The sequence below is a fragment of the Corallococcus sp. RDP092CA genome (genome assembly GCF_041903675.1).
Classification (GTDB): Bacteria; Myxococcota; Myxococcia; order Myxococcales; family Myxococcaceae; genus Corallococcus.
In genome coordinates, this window is record NZ_JAYESI010000007.1 from 69,603 (window position 1) to 87,667 (window position 18,065).

Below are 18,065 nucleotides of genomic sequence, written 5' to 3' on the forward strand. Positions count from 1 at the left end.
CCCCAAAGCGGACACTCTTTGCGTCCGGACAGATTGCCTCCCGGACGTCTGGCATTGTAGCAAACCCTCCACAACTCCGCCTCATGTATTGAGAGGTTTTGATGTGGATGGATTGTTGTATGGCTTTTCCATGGACTTATCAGCCAGCACTGCAATGCCTCGCCCGTGACGCGACCGTCACGCTGTTTCAGCCCGTCAGGGGCGCGGCGACATCCGCGCACGGGGAGTGCGTGCGCGCTTCAACCAAAGCCTGACGCGGAAGGCAAAGCGAGAAGATCGTACCTACGTCCGGGGTCGATTCCACCCGGAGGGTCCCGCCGTGCGCCTCCACGATGCTGCGCGCGATGTAGAGCCCCAGGCCCAGGCTCTCGCGCTTGCCCGGGCCTTCGCCGCGGCGGAAGGGCTGGAAGAGCGTGGGCAGGACGTGCGCGGGGATGGGCGGCCCGGCGTTCTGGACCTCCAGGTGGACGGCGTCCGCGCCCTGCTCGAAGGTGCGCAGGCGCACGGGGGTGTCTCGCGGGCTGTACTTGAGCGCGTTGTCCAGGAGGTTGGCCACCACCTGCGCCAGCCGGTCCAGGTCCCACACGCCCGGCAGGGTGTCCCGGGCGAAGTCGCACACGATGGAGCGCTCCGGCCGCGCCGCGCGCAGCTCGTCCACCAGCTTGCGGCACAGCTCGTTGAGGTCGCCCGCGCCGGGCACCACCGGGATGCCTCCGCCCACGCGCGCGCGGGTGAAGTCCAGCAGCTGATCCACGATGCGCTGGATGCGCTCGCCGCCCCGGACCACGCGCTCGAAGGCCTTGCGCTGGGCGTCGGGAAGCGGCTCGCGCGACAGCTGGGCGTTGGCGGTGGTGAGGATGGCCGCGAGCGGCGTGCGGATGTCGTGCCCCACGATTCCCACCAGCTGCTGCTCGAGCTCCGTCGCGCGCTGGAGCTCCTCCTCCACGCGCCGGCGCTCCGCCAGCTCCAGCGCCTGCTGCCGCAGCTTCTCTCCGCGCAGGTACAGCTCCACGAACACGGACACCTTGGCGCGCAGGATGTCCGGATCCACCGGCTTGAGCAGGTAGTCCACCGCGCCGTATTCGTAGCCCCGGGTGACGTAGGCCGCCTCGCGGCTGAGCGCGGTGATGAAGAGGATGGGCAGGTGTTTCGTGCGCTCGCGGGTGCGCACCAGGCGCGCCGTCTCCAGCCCGTCCAGCCCCGGCATCTGCACGTCCATCAGCACGCAGGCGTACTCGTCCAGCAGCAGCGCCTTGAGCGCCTCGTCGCCCGAGCGCACCGACACCACCTGCTGACCGAGCGGCTCCAGGATGGCCTCCAGCGCGAGCAGGTTCGTCGGCGTGTCGTCCACTAGGAGGATGCGCGCCTGGGGAATACCGGGTGACGCCTCGGCGAGGCGGCGGAGGGACAGGTCAGAGACGGTGGTGAGTCCGGGCGTCCTGGGAACGGAGGGCTTCAAGGCGGCGTTCACTCGGGCGTTGAGGTGGAGCGGTTCGTGGGGCGGTCGTGCGGCCGGGGCCGCACGAATCCACCGGATGTCGGGCGCCCGGTTGCAACACGGTCTCCTCGCCACCTTGTTCCCTGCACCTGCATTCAAAAGCCACAGCGAGACAGGAATCCGTAATCAAAACTGACCCGTTGCAATTCCTGTCAGGGGCGTAGACTCCGCGTGCATGACGCTCTCGCACCCTCGCACCCTCCTGCTTGGCCCCTCCGACCTGCTCGCACTGGTGGAGGGCGTGGGCCTGCACGTGCTGATGGACGAGCTCATCCACGCCCTCACCGTGGCGCTGAGGGAGTTCGACGAGTCCGTCATGCAGGTCCCCAAGCGGGAGGGCTTCCAGGTGGTCAGCGAGCCCCGGCCTTCCGGGACCATCGGCTGGATGCCCTCGCTGCGGCGCGGAGACAGCCTGACCGTGAGGGTGTCCGCCTCCCTGCCCACCAACCGTGCGGAGGCGGGGCTGCCCACGCTGGTCGCGTCGCACAGCGTCTATGACGTGAGGACGGGGCACCTGGTGGCGGTGATGGACGGCGTGTTCGCCACGGCGCTGCGCACGGGCGCGGCCTCCGCGGTGGCCAGCCGCTACCTGGCGTCCCCGGACAGCCGGGTGCTGGGGCTGGTGGGCTGCGGGGCGCAGGCCGTCTCGCAGCTGCACGCGCTCAGCCGCGTGTTCCGGCTGGAGCAGGTGCTGGTGCACGACGTCGATCCGGACGCGGCGCGCTCGTTCGTGCGGCGCGTGGCGTTCCTGGGGCTTGATGTGCGGCCCACCCTGCTGCCGGACCTGGAGATGCGCGCGGACATCCTCTGCACCGCGACCACCGTGTCCCCGGGTGCCGGGCCCGTCATCTCCGGCCACGCGCTCCAGCCGCACGCGCACGTCAACGCGGTGGGCGCGGATCAGCCGGGCAAGGCGGAGCTGCCCCTGGCGCTCCTGCGGCGCAGCCTCGTCGTGCCGGACTTCCCCGCACAGGCGCGCCTGGAGGGGGAGTGCCAGCAGCTCCACCCGGATCAGATCGGCCCGGACCTGGCCACCGTGGTGCAGCAGCCGGAGGAGTTCCAGGGCTGGCGCGAGCGCAACACGGTGTTCGACTCCACCGGCCACGCGCTGGAGGATCACGTGGTGACGCGCCTGCTCCTGGACCACGCGTGGCGCCTGGGCCTGGGCACCCTGGTGGCGCTGGAGGCGCTGGGGGGCGACCCGCTGGATCCGTACTCCCAGGTGCGCGGTGAAGCGGTCGGACGCACGGAAGCGCCGCGCCGCGCCGCGGGCACCTGACGCCCGCCCGACGACAAACGCGGTGCGGCCCGCCCCTGTGCCCGGCGCCCATGCCGGACCTCGGGGCGATTTCGTTTCGCTCCCGGCACACAACTTTCCAAACCGGGGTTCGACAATCGCGAGAGCAACAACTGTCCACTATTCCTGGAATTGTACATCATGACCGTCCGCGCCCCGTCCACCCGCGCCACCGCCACCGCGCCCGCGAGCACCGCCGCCACGGCCCCCCGCGCCACCGCTGCCTCCACGCGCGTGGCGGCCGCGTCCACCGCCCTCACGGCGCCGCCGGCGGGCCTGGGCAAGGGGGACTCGGGGGCGAAGGTGAAGCAGCTGCAGCAGGGGCTGGTGAAGCTGGGCTACATGACGCAGGCGCAGATGAACTCGGGGCCGGGCTCCTTCGGGCCGAAGACCGAGACGGCGGTGAAGAAGTTCCAGGCGGACAACAAGATCTCCACCACCGGCTACTACGGAGAGCAGACGGCGGCGGCGCTGAAGAAGGCGCTGGCGAAGGTCTCCACGCCGACGACGCCCACGCAGCCGGGGAAGTTCACCAAGCCCGCGGTCATCAGCGCGCCCTCGCCCAACAGCGACTCGCGCAACGGCGCGGACATCGACACCATCGTGCTGCACCACACCGGCACCAACAACGGCTCCGGAGACCTGGCGTGGATGCGCAACCCGGCCAGCAAGGTGTCCGCGCACTACATGCTGGACCGCGACGGGAAGATCTACCAGCTCGTGGGTGACACCAAGCGCGCGTGGCACGCGGGCAAGTCGGAGCTGCACGGCGTGCCCACGGACGTGAACGCGCGCTCCATCGGCATCGAGATCGTCAACGACGGCAGCGGCAAGACGGCCTTCACGGAGGCGCAGTACAAGGCGCTGACGCAGCTCGTGGGCTACCTGAAGCAGGAGTACAACGTGCCCATGAAGAACATCGTCGGGCACAAGGACGTGGCCGTGCCCAAGGGCCGCAAGGACGACCCGGCGTCCAACTTCGACTGGGCCCGGCTGCGCAAGGGCATTGGCGGCTGAGCAGCGCTCCTCGCGCCGCCCGCCCTGCCTCACGACGTGCAAGCTTCAGCCGGGACGTGCTAGAAGGCCGTCCCGGTGCTTCGACTCTGGCTCATCCTCTGCCTGGTGCTGCTCGCTCCCGTCGGGGGCGGGCTCGCGCACGCGTTCGTGCCGGCGCAGGCGGAGACGTGCCTCACGGGCTGCGCGGATGACGACGCGCAGGGCCAGTGCGCTCCCACCTGCGTGGACTGCGCGTGCTGTGGCCATGTGCGGCCGCTGGCCGTCGCCACGCCGCTGCCGGGGCTCGTGGACTCCCCGTTCCGGGAGCCCCGCATCACGCTCGAAACCACCGAGCCGTCGTCCGCCGACGCGGATGACATCCTGCACGTCCCCATAGTCCCTCTCGCGTAAGGCCGCGTCCCCCGTCGTCCGCACGCGCCCCGCCACCGGTGTGCCCGGCTCCATGCCCGGGTGCGCTGGCGCGCGTGGCCCGCCTTTCCGAAGAGGTCATTCCACGTGTCCATCCGTTCCGCGACGGCCGCCCTCGGGCTGGCCGCCGCCTTGCTCTGGCCGCGCCCTGGTGGCGCGGACCCTTCCCGCCTCACCCTCCAGGACGCCTTCGCCCTGGCGCGCGAGCACGCCCCAGCGCTGGTGGAGGCCCGGGCCCGCGTGCGCGCCGCCCGGGGCCCCGTGGCGAGCGCCGCGCCGCTCCTGCGCGAGAACCCCCAGTTGGACTTCCAGGTCGGCTCGCGCCGGCTCGCCACGGGCGACCATGGCCTCGACCTCGCCGTGGGGCTGGCGCAGCCCTTCGAGCTGGGCGGCAAGCAGGGCCTGCGGCGGGAGGCGGCGCGCGCCGGCCTTTCCATGGAGGAGGCCCGGCTGCGCGACGCGGAGCGCCTGGTGCTGGGCGACGTGGCCGCCGCCTACCTGCGCCTGCTGCTGGCCCGGGAGCGGCAGAAGCTGGTGAACGCCGCGGAGGAAGCGGCGGCGCGCACCGTCCAAGCCACGGAGAAACGCTACGCGGCCGGGGACGTGCCCGCGGTGGACCTCAACGTGGCGAAGGTCGCGCAGGCCCGGGCCCGCGCGGAGGTCCAGGTCGCGACAGGAGAGGTCCTCGCGCTGCGGGAGGAGCTGGAGGCGCGCGTGGGCTACCGCGCGCGGCCCCAGGTCCCCTACGAGGATGATCTGCGCACCCTCGCGCTGGCGCCCGTTCGCGCGGCGCCGGACGGCGCGGAGACGCGCGCGGACCTGGTGGCGCTGGAGCAGGAGCAGGTCCAGGCGAAGGCCGCCGCGACGCTGGGCCGACGCCAGGTGCTGCCGGACGTGGCGGTGGGCGTGCGCTACCAGAAGGAGGCGGACGAGACGGTGTTCCTGGGGACGCTCAGCGTGCCCCTGCCCCTCTTCGCCCGAGGCCAGGAAGCGCGCCTCGTCGGAGAAGCGGACGCAAGCCGCGCCGAGGCGGAGCTGCGCGCCGCGCGCACCGTCGTGCCCGCCCAGGTCCAGGCCGCGGAGTATCGCTACCGCGCGAGCCGGGACGCGCTCGGGGCCCTGGAGCAGGTGCTGCCGCTGCTGGACGACAACGAAGCGCTCGCGCAGCGCTCGTACGACGCCGGGGAGATGGACCTCGCGGCCTTCCTCCTCGTACGCCGCGACACGCTGGAGGCGCGGGCCGCGTGGCTCGAAGGCCTGCTGCGCCTGGCCCTCGCCCGCGTACAGCTCGAAGTGGAGACAGGAGTCCTGCCATGAAGCCCACCCTGCTGCTGATGGTTGCCCTCGTGGGCCTCACCGCCTGCAAGTCCTCGAAGGCGGAGCACGACGACGCGCGCGAACACGGCCACGACGAGGCGACCGAGGAGAAGCTCCACGTCGAGTCCGGGGACGTCATCCACGTGCATGTCCCGAAGGAGATGCTCCGGGATCTGCGCGTCACCACCGCGAAGGTGGAGGCCCGCCCGGGCGGAGAGAGCGTCACCGCGCTGGGGGAGCTGACCTTCAGCGAGGACGCATACGCGGAGGTCTCCACGCCCGTCTCCGCGCGCGTGGCCTCCGTCGCCGTGACGACGGGCCAGGCGGTGAAGCAGGGCCAGCGGCTGGCGGAGCTCCAGAGTCCGGAGCTGGGCCGCGCCCGCGCGGACCTCCAGGCCGCCCAGGCCCGCGCCGCCGCCGCGCGGCAGGCCGCGGATCGCAAGCGCACGCTGGCGGATGAGCGCATCGTCGCGCGCAAGGACGCGCAGGCGGCTGAAGCGGACGCCGCCGCCTCCGAGGCAGACGTCGCCGCCGCCAAGGCCGCGCTCACGGCGCTGGGCGCGGGCGGGGCCGGAGGCGACGGCACCTCCGGCTTCGTGCTCAAGGCGCCCATCGACGGCACCGTCGTGGAGCGCACCGCCCGGCTGGGGCAGATGGCGGATCCGTCCCAGCCGCTCTTCCGCATCGGCGACCTGTCGTCGCTCTGGCTCGTCGTGCACGCGTTCGAGCGGGATGCCGTGCGCCTGAATCCCGGGGCGGAGGCGCGCGTCACGCTCGCCGCGTTCCCGGGCCAGGAGTTCGCCGCGAAGGTGGGCCACGTGGGGCAGCAGGTGGACGCGCGCAGCCGCACCATCCCCGTGCGGCTGGAGCTGGACAACGGCAAGGGGCTCCTGCGGCCGGGCATGTCCGCGTCCGCGTCCATCCCGCTGGGGGAGCCGGGCGCCACGCTCACTGCGGTGCCCGCGTCGGCGCTCCAGCGGCTGGAGAACGGCTGGGTGGTGTTCCTACCCACGCCCGAGGCGGGCGTCTTCGAACAGCGCGAGGTGGGCCGGGGCCGCAGCCTGGGCACGCAGGTGGAGGTCCTGTCGGGGCTGAAGGTGGGCGACGAGGTGGTGGTGGAGGGCGCGTTCCTGCTCAAGGCCGAGGTGGAGAAGTCCCGGGGTGGAGGCGACGAACATGGGCACTGATCCCCGCGAGACGCTGCCGGGGCGCATCCTCCGCGCGTCCTTCACCCGGCCCGGGCTGACGGTGCTCGTCGTCCTGGCGCTGGCGGCCTTCGGCGCGATGGCGCTGCGAAACCTGCGGCAGGACGTGTTCCCGGACCTGTCCGCCCCCATCTTCAACGTCATCGTGCAGAACCCGGCCATGGGCGCCGAGGAGTTGGAGACGGCGGTGGCCATCCCCATGGAGGTGGCGCTGGCGGGCCTGCCGGAGGTGCGCCGCATCCGCTCCACCTCGCAGCTGGGCGTCACGCAGGTGACGGTGGAGTTCGAACCGGACGCGGACTACTTCCGCAGCCGGCAGTACGTGGCGGAGCGCGTGGCGCAGGCCGAGGGCGAGCTGCCGCCCGGCACCGACGCGCCGCTCGTGTCCAGCCTCACCGGCCGGCTCAACGAGGTCTTCGAGTTCACGCTGGAAGCCGAGCCCGGCAGCGCGGACCTGATGGCGCTGCGAGACCTGGCGGACTTCGACATCAAGAACCGGCTGCTCGCGGTGCCCGGCGTCTCGGGCGTGGAGCGGCTGGGCGGCTACCTGCGCCAGTTCCAGGTGCTGCTGGATCCGGATCAGCTGGTGGCGCGCGGCATCACCCTGGACGAGGTGCAACACGGCCTGGAGGGCGCCAGCACCAACACGTCCGGAGGCTTCGTCACGCAGGGCCCCATGGAGTGGACCGTGCGCGCGGTGGGCCGCGCGGAGACGGTCGAGGACCTGAGCAACACCGTGGTCGCGCTGCGGGACGGGACGCCGGTGCTGCTGGGAGACGTGGCGGACGTGCGCGAGGCCCCCGCGCTGCGCCGGGGCCTGGCGCACCGGCTCCAGGGCGAGGTGGTGAGCTGCCGCGTGAGCAAGCAGTTCGGCGCGGACACCGTGCGGGTGGCCGCGGGGGTGCGCGCGGCCATCGACGAGCTGCGCCGCTCGCTGCCGCCGGGCGTGCAGCTGCGCGTCGTCTACGATCAGTCGGAGCTGGTGGGCTCCGCGCTGGGAGGCGTGGGCCGGGCCATCCTGCTGGGCGCGATCCTGGTGGTGGGCGTGCTCTTCCTGCTGCTCGGGGACTGGCGCGCGGCGCTCATCGTCACGCTCACCCTGCCCCTGTCGCTGGCGCTGGCGGGGCTGCTGCTCAAGGCGGCGGGCATCGGGCTCAACACGATGACGCTGGGAGGCCTGGCCATCGCGGTGGGGCTGCTGGTGGACGCGGCCATCATCGTCGTGGAGAACGTCATCCACGACCTGCGCGAGGGCAAGGGCCGCCGCTCGGTGCGCGACGAGGCGCTGGCCGCGGCCCTGGAGGTGGGCCGCCCCATCGCCTTCGCCACGCTCATCGTGGTCGCGGTGTTCATCCCGCTGTTCGCGATGAAGGGCATCGAGGGCCGCATGTACCAGCCGCTCGCGGCGGCGGTGGTGGCGTGCCTGGCCGCGTCGCTCGCGCTGGCGCTCACGCTGGTGCCGGTGGTGTCGGGGCTCCTGTTGCGCGCGCCCCGTGAAGACGCGCCGGAGGACGTGTGGCTCATCCGCAAGGTGAAGGCCGCGTACGCGCCGCTGCTGGAGAAGTGCATGCGCCATGCGGGGCTCGTGCGCGTGGTGGCGCTGGCCATCACCGTGCCCGCGCTGGGGCTGGCCTTCATGGTGGGCAGCGACTTCATGCCCAAGCTGGACGAAGGCGCGTTCCTGCTCCAGACGGTGCTGCCGCCGGAGGCGTCGCTGGACGAGGTGGACCGCCTCAACCACCGCGTGGAGGACGTGCTGCGCGAGTTTCCGGAGGTGGAGGACGTGGTGCGCCGCACCGGCCGCGCCGAGCGCACCGAGGACCCGATGCCCCACACCCTGTCCGACGTGCTGGTGGTCCTCAAGAAGGACGCGACGGGCAGCCGCGAGGCGCTGGAGTCGCGGATGCGCGAGGCGGTGGAGAAGGTGCCCGGCGTGTCGGTGCTCTTCACCACGCCGCTGGGGATGCGCATCGACGAGGGGCTGGGCGGCAGCCCCGCGGACCTCTCCGTGCGCATCTTCGGGCCGGACCTGAGCACGCTGGCGGAGCTCGCGGAGCGCACGCGCGCGTTGATGGCAAAGGTGGACGGCGTGGAGGACCTGCGGGTCGAGCAGCTCAGCGGCCTGCCACAGCTGCGCATCGCGGTGAACCGCGCGGCGGTGGCGCGCGTGGGACTGACGCCCGGGGATGTCATCCGGGCCATCCGCGTGGGGCTCGTGGGCGAGGAGTTCGCGCAGATCTGGAGGGGCCAGCGCCGCTACGACCTGGTGCTCCGGCTGGCGGACCATCGCCGGGGCGACGTGAACGCCCTCCGCAACCTGCTGGTGGATGGGCACGACGGCACGCGCATCCCGCTGAGCCAGCTGGCCACCATCGAGGAGACCTCCGGCGCGGGCAGCGTGCGCCGCGAGGCGGGCAGCCGACGCATCGCGGTGGAGGCCGGCGTGTCCGGCCGAGACCTGGGCAGCACGGCGGCGGAGGTGCGGGAGGTGCTGGCCACGCAGCTGAAGCTGCCCACGGGCTACTTCGTGGACGTGGGCGGCAAGGTGGAGAGCCAGGAGCGCGCGGCGCAGGCGTTGACGGTGGCCATCGCGCTGGCGCTGCTCGCGGTGTTCGTCCTGCTGTATCTCGCGCTGGACTCCGTGGCGGAGGCGCTGGTCATCCTGGCCACGTTGCCGGACGCGTTCGTGGGCGGCATCCTCGCGCTGCTCCTCGCGGGAGAGACGTGGAACGTGTCCAGCCTGGTGGGCCTCATCGGCCTGTTCGGCATCGCGGTGCAGAACGGCCTGGTGCTGGTGGCGCAGACGAAGGACCTGATGGGCCGGGGCAAGCCCTTCCCGGACGCCGTGCGCGAGGCGAGCCTCGGCCGCGTGAGGCCCAAGCTGATGACCGCGGGCACGGCGATCCTCGGGCTGCTGCCGCTGCTGGTGCTGCCCCTGCACGGAACGGAGATCGAGCGCCCGCTGGCGGTGGTGATGGTAGGGGGGCTGGTCACGTCCACCCTCTTCACGCTGCTGGCCCTGCCCACGTTCTACGCGCTGGTCCACGGATTCCAGGAGCGGCTCAAGGCGCGCAGGATCGCGCGGAGGCCCACCGCATGAGCCTGTCGCCGGGGGCGCTGGATTCACTGCTGCGCCACCGCCACGCGTTCCTCGCGTTCCTCACGCCGCGCGTGGGGAGCCGGGAGGCGGCGCGCGAGGTGCTACAGGCCGCGTTCGTGAAGGGCATGGAGCAGGGCGACTCCCTGCGCGACGAGCAGCGCGCGGTGGCCTGGCTCTATCGGCTCCTGCGCAACGCCCTGGTGGACCGCTACCGCCGCGGCCAGCGTGAGGCCATGGCGCCGGACGCGCTGGCGCCCGAGCAGCCGCTGTCCACCGAGGACACCGCCGGCCTGGAGGCGGCGGTGTGCGGCTCGCGTCTCCGGGCCTGGACGCCGCTCCGCGCATCACAGTGTGACGTCGGCGGTCACACCTCGCCTGAAGTGCCCATGCGAGCGTGCTCCGCCGGACGCCGTCATTTCATGAGGTTGCGATACCGGACGCCATGGCCCGGGCCTTGCTCGACAAGCGCGAGCGTCCTGGCTGCCGTGCGGGCGCGCCCCCTCTTCGAGGTCTCGTGTGGACTGGAAATCTCCCTGGCTCCTCGCCGTTCTGCTGCTCGGAGGCTGCGCCTCCATCCAGAAGGAGCGCGGCCACCTGGAAGTCGCGGCGCTCGTGGAGGAGCGGACGGGCCTGAAGACGCGCTGGAACCAGGGGACGCCTGAGGACGCGCAGGTGCAACAGCACCTGGATGCCCTGCTGGCCGGCGACCTCACGTCGGACCGCGCGGTGGAGGTGGCGCTGCTGAACAACCCCGCGCTCCAGGGGACCTACGAGGAGCTGGGCGTGTCCCAGGCGGACATGGTGCAGGCCGGGCTGCTCACCAACCCATCCTTCGACGGGAGCATCGGCTTCCCGCTCGCGTCGGACGGCGTCACCGAGCACGAGTTCTCCATCGTCCAGAGCTTCGTGGACCTCTTCACGCTGCCCCTGCGCAAGCGCGTGGCGAAGGAGCAGTTCCTGGCGGACACGCTGCGCGTCGCGCACGAGGCGCTGGCCACTGCGGCGGAGGTCCGCCAGACGTTCACGGAGGTGCAGGCCCGGCAGCAGCTGGTCGCGCTGCGCCGCGAGGTGCTCCAGGCCGCGGACGCGGCGGCGGACCTGTCCCACCGGCAGCGGGCCGCGGGCAACATCACGGTGCTGGCCCTGGCCACCGAGCAGGCCTCGCTGGAGCAGGCGCGGCTGGAGCTGGCGCAGGACGAGCTGGCGCTGGTCGAGGCGCGAGAACACCTCAACCGGCTGATGGGCCTGTACGGCGCGAGGGTCCAGTGGACGCTGACGCAGAAGCTGCCGGAGGTGCCCGCGTCCGAGGTGTCGCTGGAGAAGCTGGAGACGCTCGCCATCTCGCAGCGGCTGGACCTCGACGCGGCCCGCAAGCAGGTCTCGCTGCTGTGGAACGCGCTGGAGCTGGCGCGCAGCACGCGCTTCTTCGGCCGCGTGGAGGTAGGGGTGCACACGCACCGCGACGCGAACGGGCCGCGCCTGCTGGGCCCCACGCTGTCGCTGGAGCTGCCCGTCTTCGATCAGCGACAGGCGCTCATCGCGAAGCTGGAGGCGCAGCATCGCCAGGGCGAGGACCGGCTGACGGAGCTGGCCGTCAACGCCCGCTCGGAGGTGCGCGCCGCGAGGGCGAAGCTGGTGACGCTGCGGAGCATGGCGGAGCGCTACCAGAAGGCCGTGCTGCCGCTGCGCACCACCATCGTCGAGGAGTCCCAACGCCAGTACAACGCCATGCAGATCGGCCTTCCCGCGCTCCTCCTCGCGCGACGCGAGCAGGTGGAGGCCTGGAGGGCCTACCTGGAGACGGTCCGCGACTACTGGATGGCGCGGGCCGACCTGGAGCGCCTCGTGGGAGGACGACTGCCCTCCACCGCCGCCACGGCGCCCGCGTCTGAACCCACTCCCGAGCCCACCCACGAGCACCACGATGCCCACTGACGACAACCAGGGTTCCTCCCCCGCGCTCACGCGCCGAAGCCTCCTCACCCGCACGGGCGCCACGTTGGCGACGGGCGCCCTCCTGCTGCAAAGCCGCGCCGCCCAGGCGCAATCCACCGGGGCCGGAGCCACCGCGAACACGGGTGGCAAGGTCGCCCGGCAGTCGAACCCACCGGCTGGAAACTACCGCCCTGTCGTCGTGCCCAACGGCGCGAAGCTGCCGTGGAGGAGCGTGGGCGGCGTGAAGGTCTTCCACCTGGTGGCCGAGGAGGTGGAGCACGAGTTCGCGCCGGGCCTCAAGGCCCTGTGCTGGGGCTACAACGGCCACGTGCACGGGCCCACCATCGAGGTGGTGGAGGGCGACCGCGTGCGCTTCTACGTCACGAACCGGCTGCCCGCGGGCACCACGGTGCACTGGCACGGCGTCCTCACTCCCAGCGGCATGGATGGCGTGGGCGGGCTGAACCAGAAGGCCATCGCGCCGGGGGAGACGTACCGGTACGAGTTCACGGTGCATCAGTCGGGGACGTGCATGTATCACTCGCACCACGATGAGATGACGCAGATGGCGTTGGGCATGGTGGGGCTGTTCATCATCCATCCGCGCAAGCCGGTGGGGCCGCGCGTGGACCGGGACTTCGCCATCATGCTGCACGAGTGGCGCATCGACCCGGGCACGCGGCGTCCGGACCCCAACGAGATGACGGACTTCAACATCCTGACGATGAACGCGAAGGCGTTCCCCGGCACGGATCCGCTGGTGGTGCGCAAGGGCGAGCGGGTGCGGATCCGCTTCGGCAACCTGAGCGCGATGGACCACCACCCCATCCACCTGCACGGCTTCCAGTTCCGCATCACGGAGACGGACGGAGGCCGCATCCCGGAGAGCGCGCAGTGGCCGGAGACGACGGTGCTGGTGCCCACGGGCAGCACGCGCACCATCGAGTTCGTGGCGGACGAGCCCGGTGACTGGGCCATGCACTGCCACATGACCCATCACGTGATGAACCAGATGGGCCACGACCTGCCGAACATGGTCGGCGTGAAGCCCGGGGGCCTGGACGCGAAGGTGCGCCCCCTCCTGCCCGGCTACATGACCATGGGGCAGACGGGCATGGGGGACATGGCGGGCATGCACCACATGCCCATGCCCGCGAACTCCATCCCCATGGTGGGCGGCAAGGGCCCCTACGATGAGATCACGATGGGGGGCATGTTCACGATCCTCAAGGTGCGCGAGCACCTGGACGGAGACGGCGATCCGGGTTGGTACGCGCCACCGCAGGGAACGCTGGCACAGCTCGCCCGGGAGGACGAGCTGCGCCGGGATGGGATCGACGTGGAGCTGCCGTCCCCTGGACGACAGGCCCCATGACGAACGGCGTCTGCTGATACGGGCCGCATCGCCCGCGTCCGAAGCAACATGAAGCGAGGTTCATTTTCGCGACCCAAATCCAGCGAAATGGATTGGACGGGGTAGATTCGGGCTTTCCCTGGAGGCCCCATGAACGCCCCTCTGCCGACGCTGGAACGCCTTCCTCGCGGAGCGCTCACGCTGTTCCGCATGGCGCGCTTGCAGATCTACACGGCCGCGGGCAGCGGCGCGGACGGAGAGATTCCCGGCCTGACGCGCGAGACCGCGGAGGCCCTGCGCGAGCGGTTGGTGCGGCGCGACGCCGACGATGTCGTCTGGGCCGGTAGCGCTGGACGACTCAGCCTGAGCCGCCTCAGCCGCCGACTCCATCCAGCGCCTTCATCCAGATGACGACAGCCACCGCGCCCGCATCCGGAACCCCCTTCGCGCGCTCGCCCAGGTAGCTGGCCCGGCCCAGCCGCGGCGACATGCTCGCAGTCGCCTCCGCCCCCAGCTCCGCCGCGCGCGTCGCCTCCCGCCACGCCTCCCGCAGCGCCTTCCCGTCACGAACGGCACGCACGAGCACCGTCGCCGCCGGGTGCAGCGCATCCACCATCGTCCGGTCTCCGGGCTTCGCGCCCCCCAGCTCCGACACCGCCTCCACGCCCGCTTCGAACGCCTTCGCCCAGGCCAGCGCGTCCGCCGGCTTGTTCGCCAGGGAGCGCGCGGCCCGCAACAACGCCGTCGCATAGAAGGGCCCGGAGCTCCCACCGATGTTGCGGCGCAACGCCTGCCCCATCTCCGTCAACGCAGCCGACGGCGTGGCCCACGCCCGCTCTGGCAACGCGCGGATCGCCGCAGCGCCACGCGCCAGGCTCAAGCCCAGATCGCCATCCCCCGCCTTGCTGTCCAGCTCCGTCAGCCGAGCCTCCGCCGCATCCCAGGCGTCCGCCACCGCCATCGCCGCCGCGCGCACCTGCGCCATCACCGGCTGCGGCTTCGGATGCCCCTCCACCGTCGGCAGCGCGCCGCGCGCGGGCACCACCCGGCGCTGCGGCACCACCTGCCCGCGCCCCGGCCACGCCGGCGCCTGCGTGGACGCGTCCAACCGCGCGAGCCGCGCGCCATCCACCTTCAACACCGTCAACGAACACCCCGGCATCTCGAGCGCCGACAGGAACGTGCCCTGCCACGCGCGCTCCACCTTCACGCCCCGGTCCGCCAGGAACACCAGCGCCCGGCGCGTCACGATGGCCAGCTCCATGGGCGGCGTGCCTCCCAGCCCATTCACCATCAGCGCCACCCGGTCGCCCCGGGCCACCTTCCGGTCCTCCACGATGGCCGACAACAACGTGTCCACCAGCGCATCCGCGGGCTGAAGCTCCACCCGGCACACGCCCTGCTCGCCGTGGATGCCCAGCCCCAGCTCGATCTCCCCCTTCCCCAGCGTGAAGCCCGGCCGGCCCGCCGCCGGCACCGTGCACGGCCCCAGCGCCACGCCCATGCTGCCCAGCGCCGCCGCCGCGTCCGAGGCCTCGCGCGCCACCTCCGCCAGCGACGCGCCCGCCTCCGCGGCGGCCCCCGCGATCTTGTGCACCAGCACCACGCCCGCGATGCCCCGGCGCCGCTCGGGCTCCACCGTGTCCCGCAGCGCCACGTCGTCCGCCACCACCACCACTTCCGTGGGGATCCCCTCCGCCCGAGCCAGCTCCGCCGCGAGCCCGAAGTTGAGCCGATCCCCCGTGTAGTTCTTCACGATGAGCAGCGCCCCGGCCGTCCCCGCCACCGCGCGGATCGCCGCCAGCACCGCGTCCGTGCTGGGTGACGTGAACACATCCCCCGCCACCGCCGCGTGCAACATCCCCGCCCCCACGTAGCCCGCATGCGCCGGCTCGTGCCCGCTGCCGCCACCCGACAGCACCGCCACCTTCCGCGCCCCCAGCTCCGCCGGCACGTCCGAGCGCACCACCACCGTCTCCCCCTCCAGCAACGCCTGGCCCGGCGCCAGCGCCACCAGCCCCTCCAACATCTCCTGGACCACCGCGCGCGGCGCATTGACGAGCTTCTTCACCAGCGACTCCTTGACGGAACCCAACGGGGACGGACTGCGCTCGGCGACCACCCTTCCGCCCCACCTGCAACCCGTCAAGCGCGACGAACCCCGCAAGCCCGCCGGGAGACGTTTGCGTCACAGAACCCGCTTTCCCATTGACTCCGGAAGATTTATGATGTTGATTCTCATTATCATTCGCCGAGTTGTAACAAACGACGGTGGCTCTGCGTGAAGCACGCCGGGCCCTGGCGAAGCCCTGTCTGGCATTGCCGGACCGGGCCTGAGCCGTCGTGTATCTGGATTCAGGTGACTGTCTTGAGTGCTCCATCCCCTGCCCCGCACGAGCGCACGCTGCTGTGGCTCCTCGCGGCGGTGCAGTTCACCCACGTCGTGGACTTCATGATGCTGATGCCGCTGGGGCCCCTGCTGATGCAGCGGCTGGCGCTGTCGGCGACGCGGTTCGGAGCGCTGGTGTCCGCGTACACGCTCGCGTCCGCGGCCATGGGGGTCCTGGGGGTCTTCTGGCTGGATCGCCTGGAGCGCAAGCGCACGCTGCTCATGCTCTACGCGGGCTTCATCGCCGCCACGCTCCTGTGCGGTGCGGCCACCGGGGCCACCGGCCTGCTCATCGCCCGCACCGTCGCCGGAGGCTGCGCGGGGCTCATGGGCGCCGTCGTCATGGCCATCGTCAGCGACACCGTGCCCGCGGAGCGCCGGGGCCAGGCCATCGGCACCGTGATGACCGCCTATGCGCTGTCCGCGGTGGCGGGCGTGCCGCTGGGCCTGGGGCTCGCGAACCTTGGAGGTTGGCGCTCGCCGTTCATCGTCCTCGCGGGCCTCGCGGGCCTCGTGTGGTTGCTGCTCCTGCGCTTCCTGCCTCGCGTGGACGGACACCTGGCCCAGGCCGCCGGCGCCTCGTCCCCCACCGCCGGCTTCACGCCCCGGCTGGCGCTGGGCTGGGGCCTCACCTTCACGGTGGTGTTCGCCAGCTTCCTGCTCATCCCCTACCTGAGCGCCTTCATGGTGGGCAACGTGGGCCTCTCCCTCACGGACCTGCCGTGGGTGTACCTGGCGGGCGGCGCGGCCACCTTCGTGAGCTCGCGCTGGATTGGCCGCATGGCGGACCGCGTGGGCCCCGCGCGCGCGCTGGCGTTGCTGCTCGTCGCCACCATGGTGCCGCACCTCCTCTTCACCCACCTGCCGCCGTCCCCGCTGCCGGTGGTGGCCGTCGTCTTCGTGTTCTTCATGACGCTCACCTCCGGCCGCGCCATCCCCACCATGGCGCTGGTCGCGTCGCAGGTGCCGCCGTCCCTCCGGGGCCGCTACCTCGCGGTCAACATGGCCGCCAGCGACGGCGCCTCCGGGCTCGCCGCCTGGATGGGGGGGCTCCTGCTCACCACCGCGCCGGAGGGCTCGCTCATCGGCTTCGCGCAGCTGGGCTGGCTCGCCGTGGCCATCTCCGCGCTCGCGCTCGGACTGTTGTGGACCTTCGTGGGCCGCGCCGTGCGGCTGGACGCGACACCCACCCCCTGAACCCGCCTCACCCTCACCAGGACCCTTCCATGTCCCAGACCTCACCGCGTCACCCGTCCCTGCCCCGCCCCATCGTGGGTGAAATCAAGCTGGAGCGCTCCAACGAGCTGCTCGCCGAGGCCCGCAAGTGGGTCCCCGGCGTCACCCAGACGATGATGAAGAAGCCGGACCACTTCGCCCCCGGCGCCTTCCCGGTGTTCCTCACCAAGGGCAACGGCGCCCTGGTGGAGGACGCGGACGGCCAGGAGTACATCGACTACATCCAGGCGCTGGGCGCCAACATGCTGGGCCACAACCACCCGGCCGTGGCGGAGACCATCCGCAAGCACCTGGCGGAGGGCATCATCCACTCGCTGCCCACGCCGGTGGAGGTCTCCTCCGTGAAGGCGCTGGTGGAGGTGATCCCGGGCGCGGAGATGGCCCGCTTCTTCAAGACGGGCGCGGACGCCACCTCCGCCGCCGTGCGCCTGTCGCGCCACCTCACCGGCCGCGAGCACATCGTCACCGTGGGCTACAACGGCTGGCACGACCACTTCATGTATGACACCCCGGGCGTGCCCCCGACGGTGGCGAAGCTCACCACCCGCCTGCCGCTCTTCACCCCCCCGGACGAGCCCGCCCTCATCGAGCACATCGAGAAGCACGGCGCCCAGCTGGCCTGCGTGCTCCTGGCCATCCCGTACAACCGCACCATCACCCGCGAGTTCCTCCTCCAGGTGAAGGAGACCTGCGCGAAGCACGGCGTGATGTTCGTCCTGGACGAGGTCGTCACCGGCTTCCGCCTGGCCCTGGGCGGCGCGCAGCAGTTCTTCGACGTGCGGGCGGACTTCGTCACCCTGTCCAAGGGCATCGCCGCGGGCATGCCCCTGTCCGCCATCGCGGGACCGGAGAAGTACCTCTCCCGCCTGAGCGAGCTGCAGGTCTCCACCACCTTCGGCGGCGAGATGCTCTCGCTGGCCGTGTGCGAGGCCGTCATCAACGAGTACCGCCGCTCCAACTACATCGAGCACATCGCCAGCCTGGGCCGCCGCCTGCGCGACGGCGTCAACGCCCACGCGCGCGAGACGGGCTCCACCCTGGAGGTGGTGGGCTACGACGCCGTGCCCTTCTTCCGCTTCAGCAAGGTCATCCCCGAGCACATCGAGAAGATGATCCCCTTCCAGGCCGGCATGGCCCGCCGGGGCGTCATCCTCCGCCGGGACCTGAACTTCATCAGCGCGGTGCACACCGTGGAGCAGATCGACCACACCATCGCCGCCGCGGGCGAGGTGCTCCGTGAAACAGCCGCGCGCGCCAAGGCCAGCGCCGCCTGAGCTGAAACAATCGCTCAACCACCGCCCGTGAAACC

14 protein-coding genes are annotated in these 18,065 nt (G+C 71.8%); 12 read left to right on the top strand and 2 right to left on the bottom strand.

Annotation, left to right across the window (positions count from 1 at the left end; translation table 11 throughout):
* Window positions 1–187: 187 nt before the first annotated feature.
* Window positions 188–1,459: an ATP-binding protein gene (locus U8525_RS10525; protein WP_374264358.1), complete on the bottom strand. Its 1,272-nt coding sequence runs from the start codon at window positions 1,457–1,459 to the stop codon at window positions 188–190.
* 214 nt (window positions 1,460–1,673) lie between these two features.
* On the opposite strand from U8525_RS10525, the gene U8525_RS10530 reads away from it, so the two are divergent.
* The 10 genes from U8525_RS10530 (at window position 1,674) to U8525_RS10575 (ending at window position 13,542) form a co-directional block, all read left to right on the top strand.
* Window positions 1,674–2,777, top strand: coding sequence for an ornithine cyclodeaminase family protein (locus tag U8525_RS10530; protein WP_374264360.1), 1,104 nt, complete (start codon window positions 1,674–1,676; stop codon window positions 2,775–2,777).
* A gap of 159 nt (window positions 2,778–2,936) precedes the next feature.
* A complete protein-coding gene (locus tag U8525_RS10535; RefSeq protein ID WP_374264362.1) occupies window positions 2,937–3,812 on the top strand; it encodes an N-acetylmuramoyl-L-alanine amidase in 876 nt (291 codons plus the stop codon).
* Window positions 3,813–3,887: 75 nt separating this feature from the next.
* A complete protein-coding gene (locus U8525_RS10540) occupies window positions 3,888–4,202 on the top strand; it encodes a hypothetical protein (RefSeq protein WP_374264364.1) in 315 nt (104 codons plus the stop codon).
* Between the two features lie 105 nt (window positions 4,203–4,307).
* Complete coding sequence (locus tag U8525_RS10545) at window positions 4,308–5,537, top strand: TolC family protein (RefSeq protein ID WP_374264366.1); 1,230 nt, start codon at window positions 4,308–4,310, stop codon at window positions 5,535–5,537.
* Window positions 5,534–6,724 carry an efflux RND transporter periplasmic adaptor subunit gene (locus tag U8525_RS10550; RefSeq protein ID WP_374264368.1) on the top strand — a complete coding sequence of 397 codons (1,191 nt, stop codon included), beginning with the start codon at window positions 5,534–5,536 and terminating at the stop codon, window positions 6,722–6,724. Before U8525_RS10545 ends, U8525_RS10550 begins: the two co-directional genes overlap by 4 nt.
* Complete coding sequence (locus tag U8525_RS10555; RefSeq protein WP_374264370.1) at window positions 6,714–9,842, top strand: efflux RND transporter permease subunit; 3,129 nt, start codon at window positions 6,714–6,716, stop codon at window positions 9,840–9,842. The genes U8525_RS10550 and U8525_RS10555 overlap by 11 nt, the downstream gene beginning before the upstream one ends.
* On the top strand, window positions 9,839–10,504 hold the full coding sequence (locus U8525_RS10560) for an RNA polymerase sigma factor (RefSeq protein WP_374264372.1): 666 nt from the start codon (window positions 9,839–9,841) through the stop codon (window positions 10,502–10,504). Before U8525_RS10555 ends, U8525_RS10560 begins: the two co-directional genes overlap by 4 nt.
* The gene (locus tag U8525_RS10565; RefSeq protein ID WP_374264657.1) at window positions 10,455–11,777 is read left to right on the top strand and encodes a TolC family protein; all 1,323 of its coding nucleotides are present in this window, start codon (window positions 10,455–10,457) and stop codon (window positions 11,775–11,777) included. The genes U8525_RS10560 and U8525_RS10565 overlap by 50 nt, the downstream gene beginning before the upstream one ends.
* Complete coding sequence (locus U8525_RS10570; RefSeq protein WP_374264374.1) at window positions 11,767–13,152, top strand: multicopper oxidase family protein; 1,386 nt, start codon at window positions 11,767–11,769, stop codon at window positions 13,150–13,152. The genes U8525_RS10565 and U8525_RS10570 overlap by 11 nt, the downstream gene beginning before the upstream one ends.
* A 129-nt stretch (window positions 13,153–13,281) precedes the next feature.
* On the top strand, window positions 13,282–13,542 hold the full coding sequence (locus U8525_RS10575) for a hypothetical protein (RefSeq protein WP_374264376.1): 261 nt from the start codon (window positions 13,282–13,284) through the stop codon (window positions 13,540–13,542).
* Here U8525_RS10575 and dhaL read toward each other — a convergent pair.
* Window positions 13,505–15,202, bottom strand: coding sequence for a dihydroxyacetone kinase subunit DhaL (gene dhaL, locus U8525_RS10580; protein ID WP_374264378.1), 1,698 nt, complete (start codon window positions 15,200–15,202; stop codon window positions 13,505–13,507). The two genes, U8525_RS10575 and dhaL, sit on opposite strands and share 38 nt — an antisense overlap.
* 288 nt (window positions 15,203–15,490) lie before the next feature.
* Here dhaL and mxcK point away from each other — a divergent pair, with 288 nt between their 5' ends.
* Both mxcK and mxcL read left to right on the top strand, forming a co-directional pair.
* Window positions 15,491–16,717, top strand: coding sequence for a myxochelin export MFS transporter MxcK (gene mxcK, locus U8525_RS10585; protein WP_374264380.1), 1,227 nt, complete (start codon window positions 15,491–15,493; stop codon window positions 16,715–16,717).
* 29 nt (window positions 16,718–16,746) lie between these two features.
* Window positions 16,747–18,030, top strand: a complete 1,284-nt coding sequence (mxcL, locus tag U8525_RS10590) for a myxochelin B biosynthesis transaminase MxcL (protein ID WP_374264382.1) — start codon at window positions 16,747–16,749, stop codon at window positions 18,028–18,030.
* Window positions 18,031–18,065 lie beyond the last annotated feature (35 nt).

Bases quoted from the DNA above. Each gene is read 5' to 3' on its own strand.
- U8525_RS10530 (WP_374264360.1), top strand. From the start codon at position 1,674: ATGACGCTCTCGCACCCTCGCACCCTCCTGCTTGGCCCCTCCGACCTG.
- U8525_RS10535 (WP_374264362.1), top strand. From the start codon at position 2,937: ATGACCGTCCGCGCCCCGTCCACCCGCGCCACCGCCACCGCGCCCGCG.
- U8525_RS10550 (WP_374264368.1), top strand. From the start codon at position 5,534: ATGAAGCCCACCCTGCTGCTGATGGTTGCCCTCGTGGGCCTCACCGCC.
- U8525_RS10555 (WP_374264370.1), top strand. From the start codon at position 6,714: ATGGGCACTGATCCCCGCGAGACGCTGCCGGGGCGCATCCTCCGCGCG.
- U8525_RS10560 (WP_374264372.1), top strand. From the start codon at position 9,839: ATGAGCCTGTCGCCGGGGGCGCTGGATTCACTGCTGCGCCACCGCCAC.
- U8525_RS10570 (WP_374264374.1), top strand. From the start codon at position 11,767: ATGCCCACTGACGACAACCAGGGTTCCTCCCCCGCGCTCACGCGCCGA.
- U8525_RS10575 (WP_374264376.1), top strand. From the start codon at position 13,282: ATGAACGCCCCTCTGCCGACGCTGGAACGCCTTCCTCGCGGAGCGCTC.
- mxcL (WP_374264382.1), top strand. From the start codon at position 16,747: ATGTCCCAGACCTCACCGCGTCACCCGTCCCTGCCCCGCCCCATCGTG.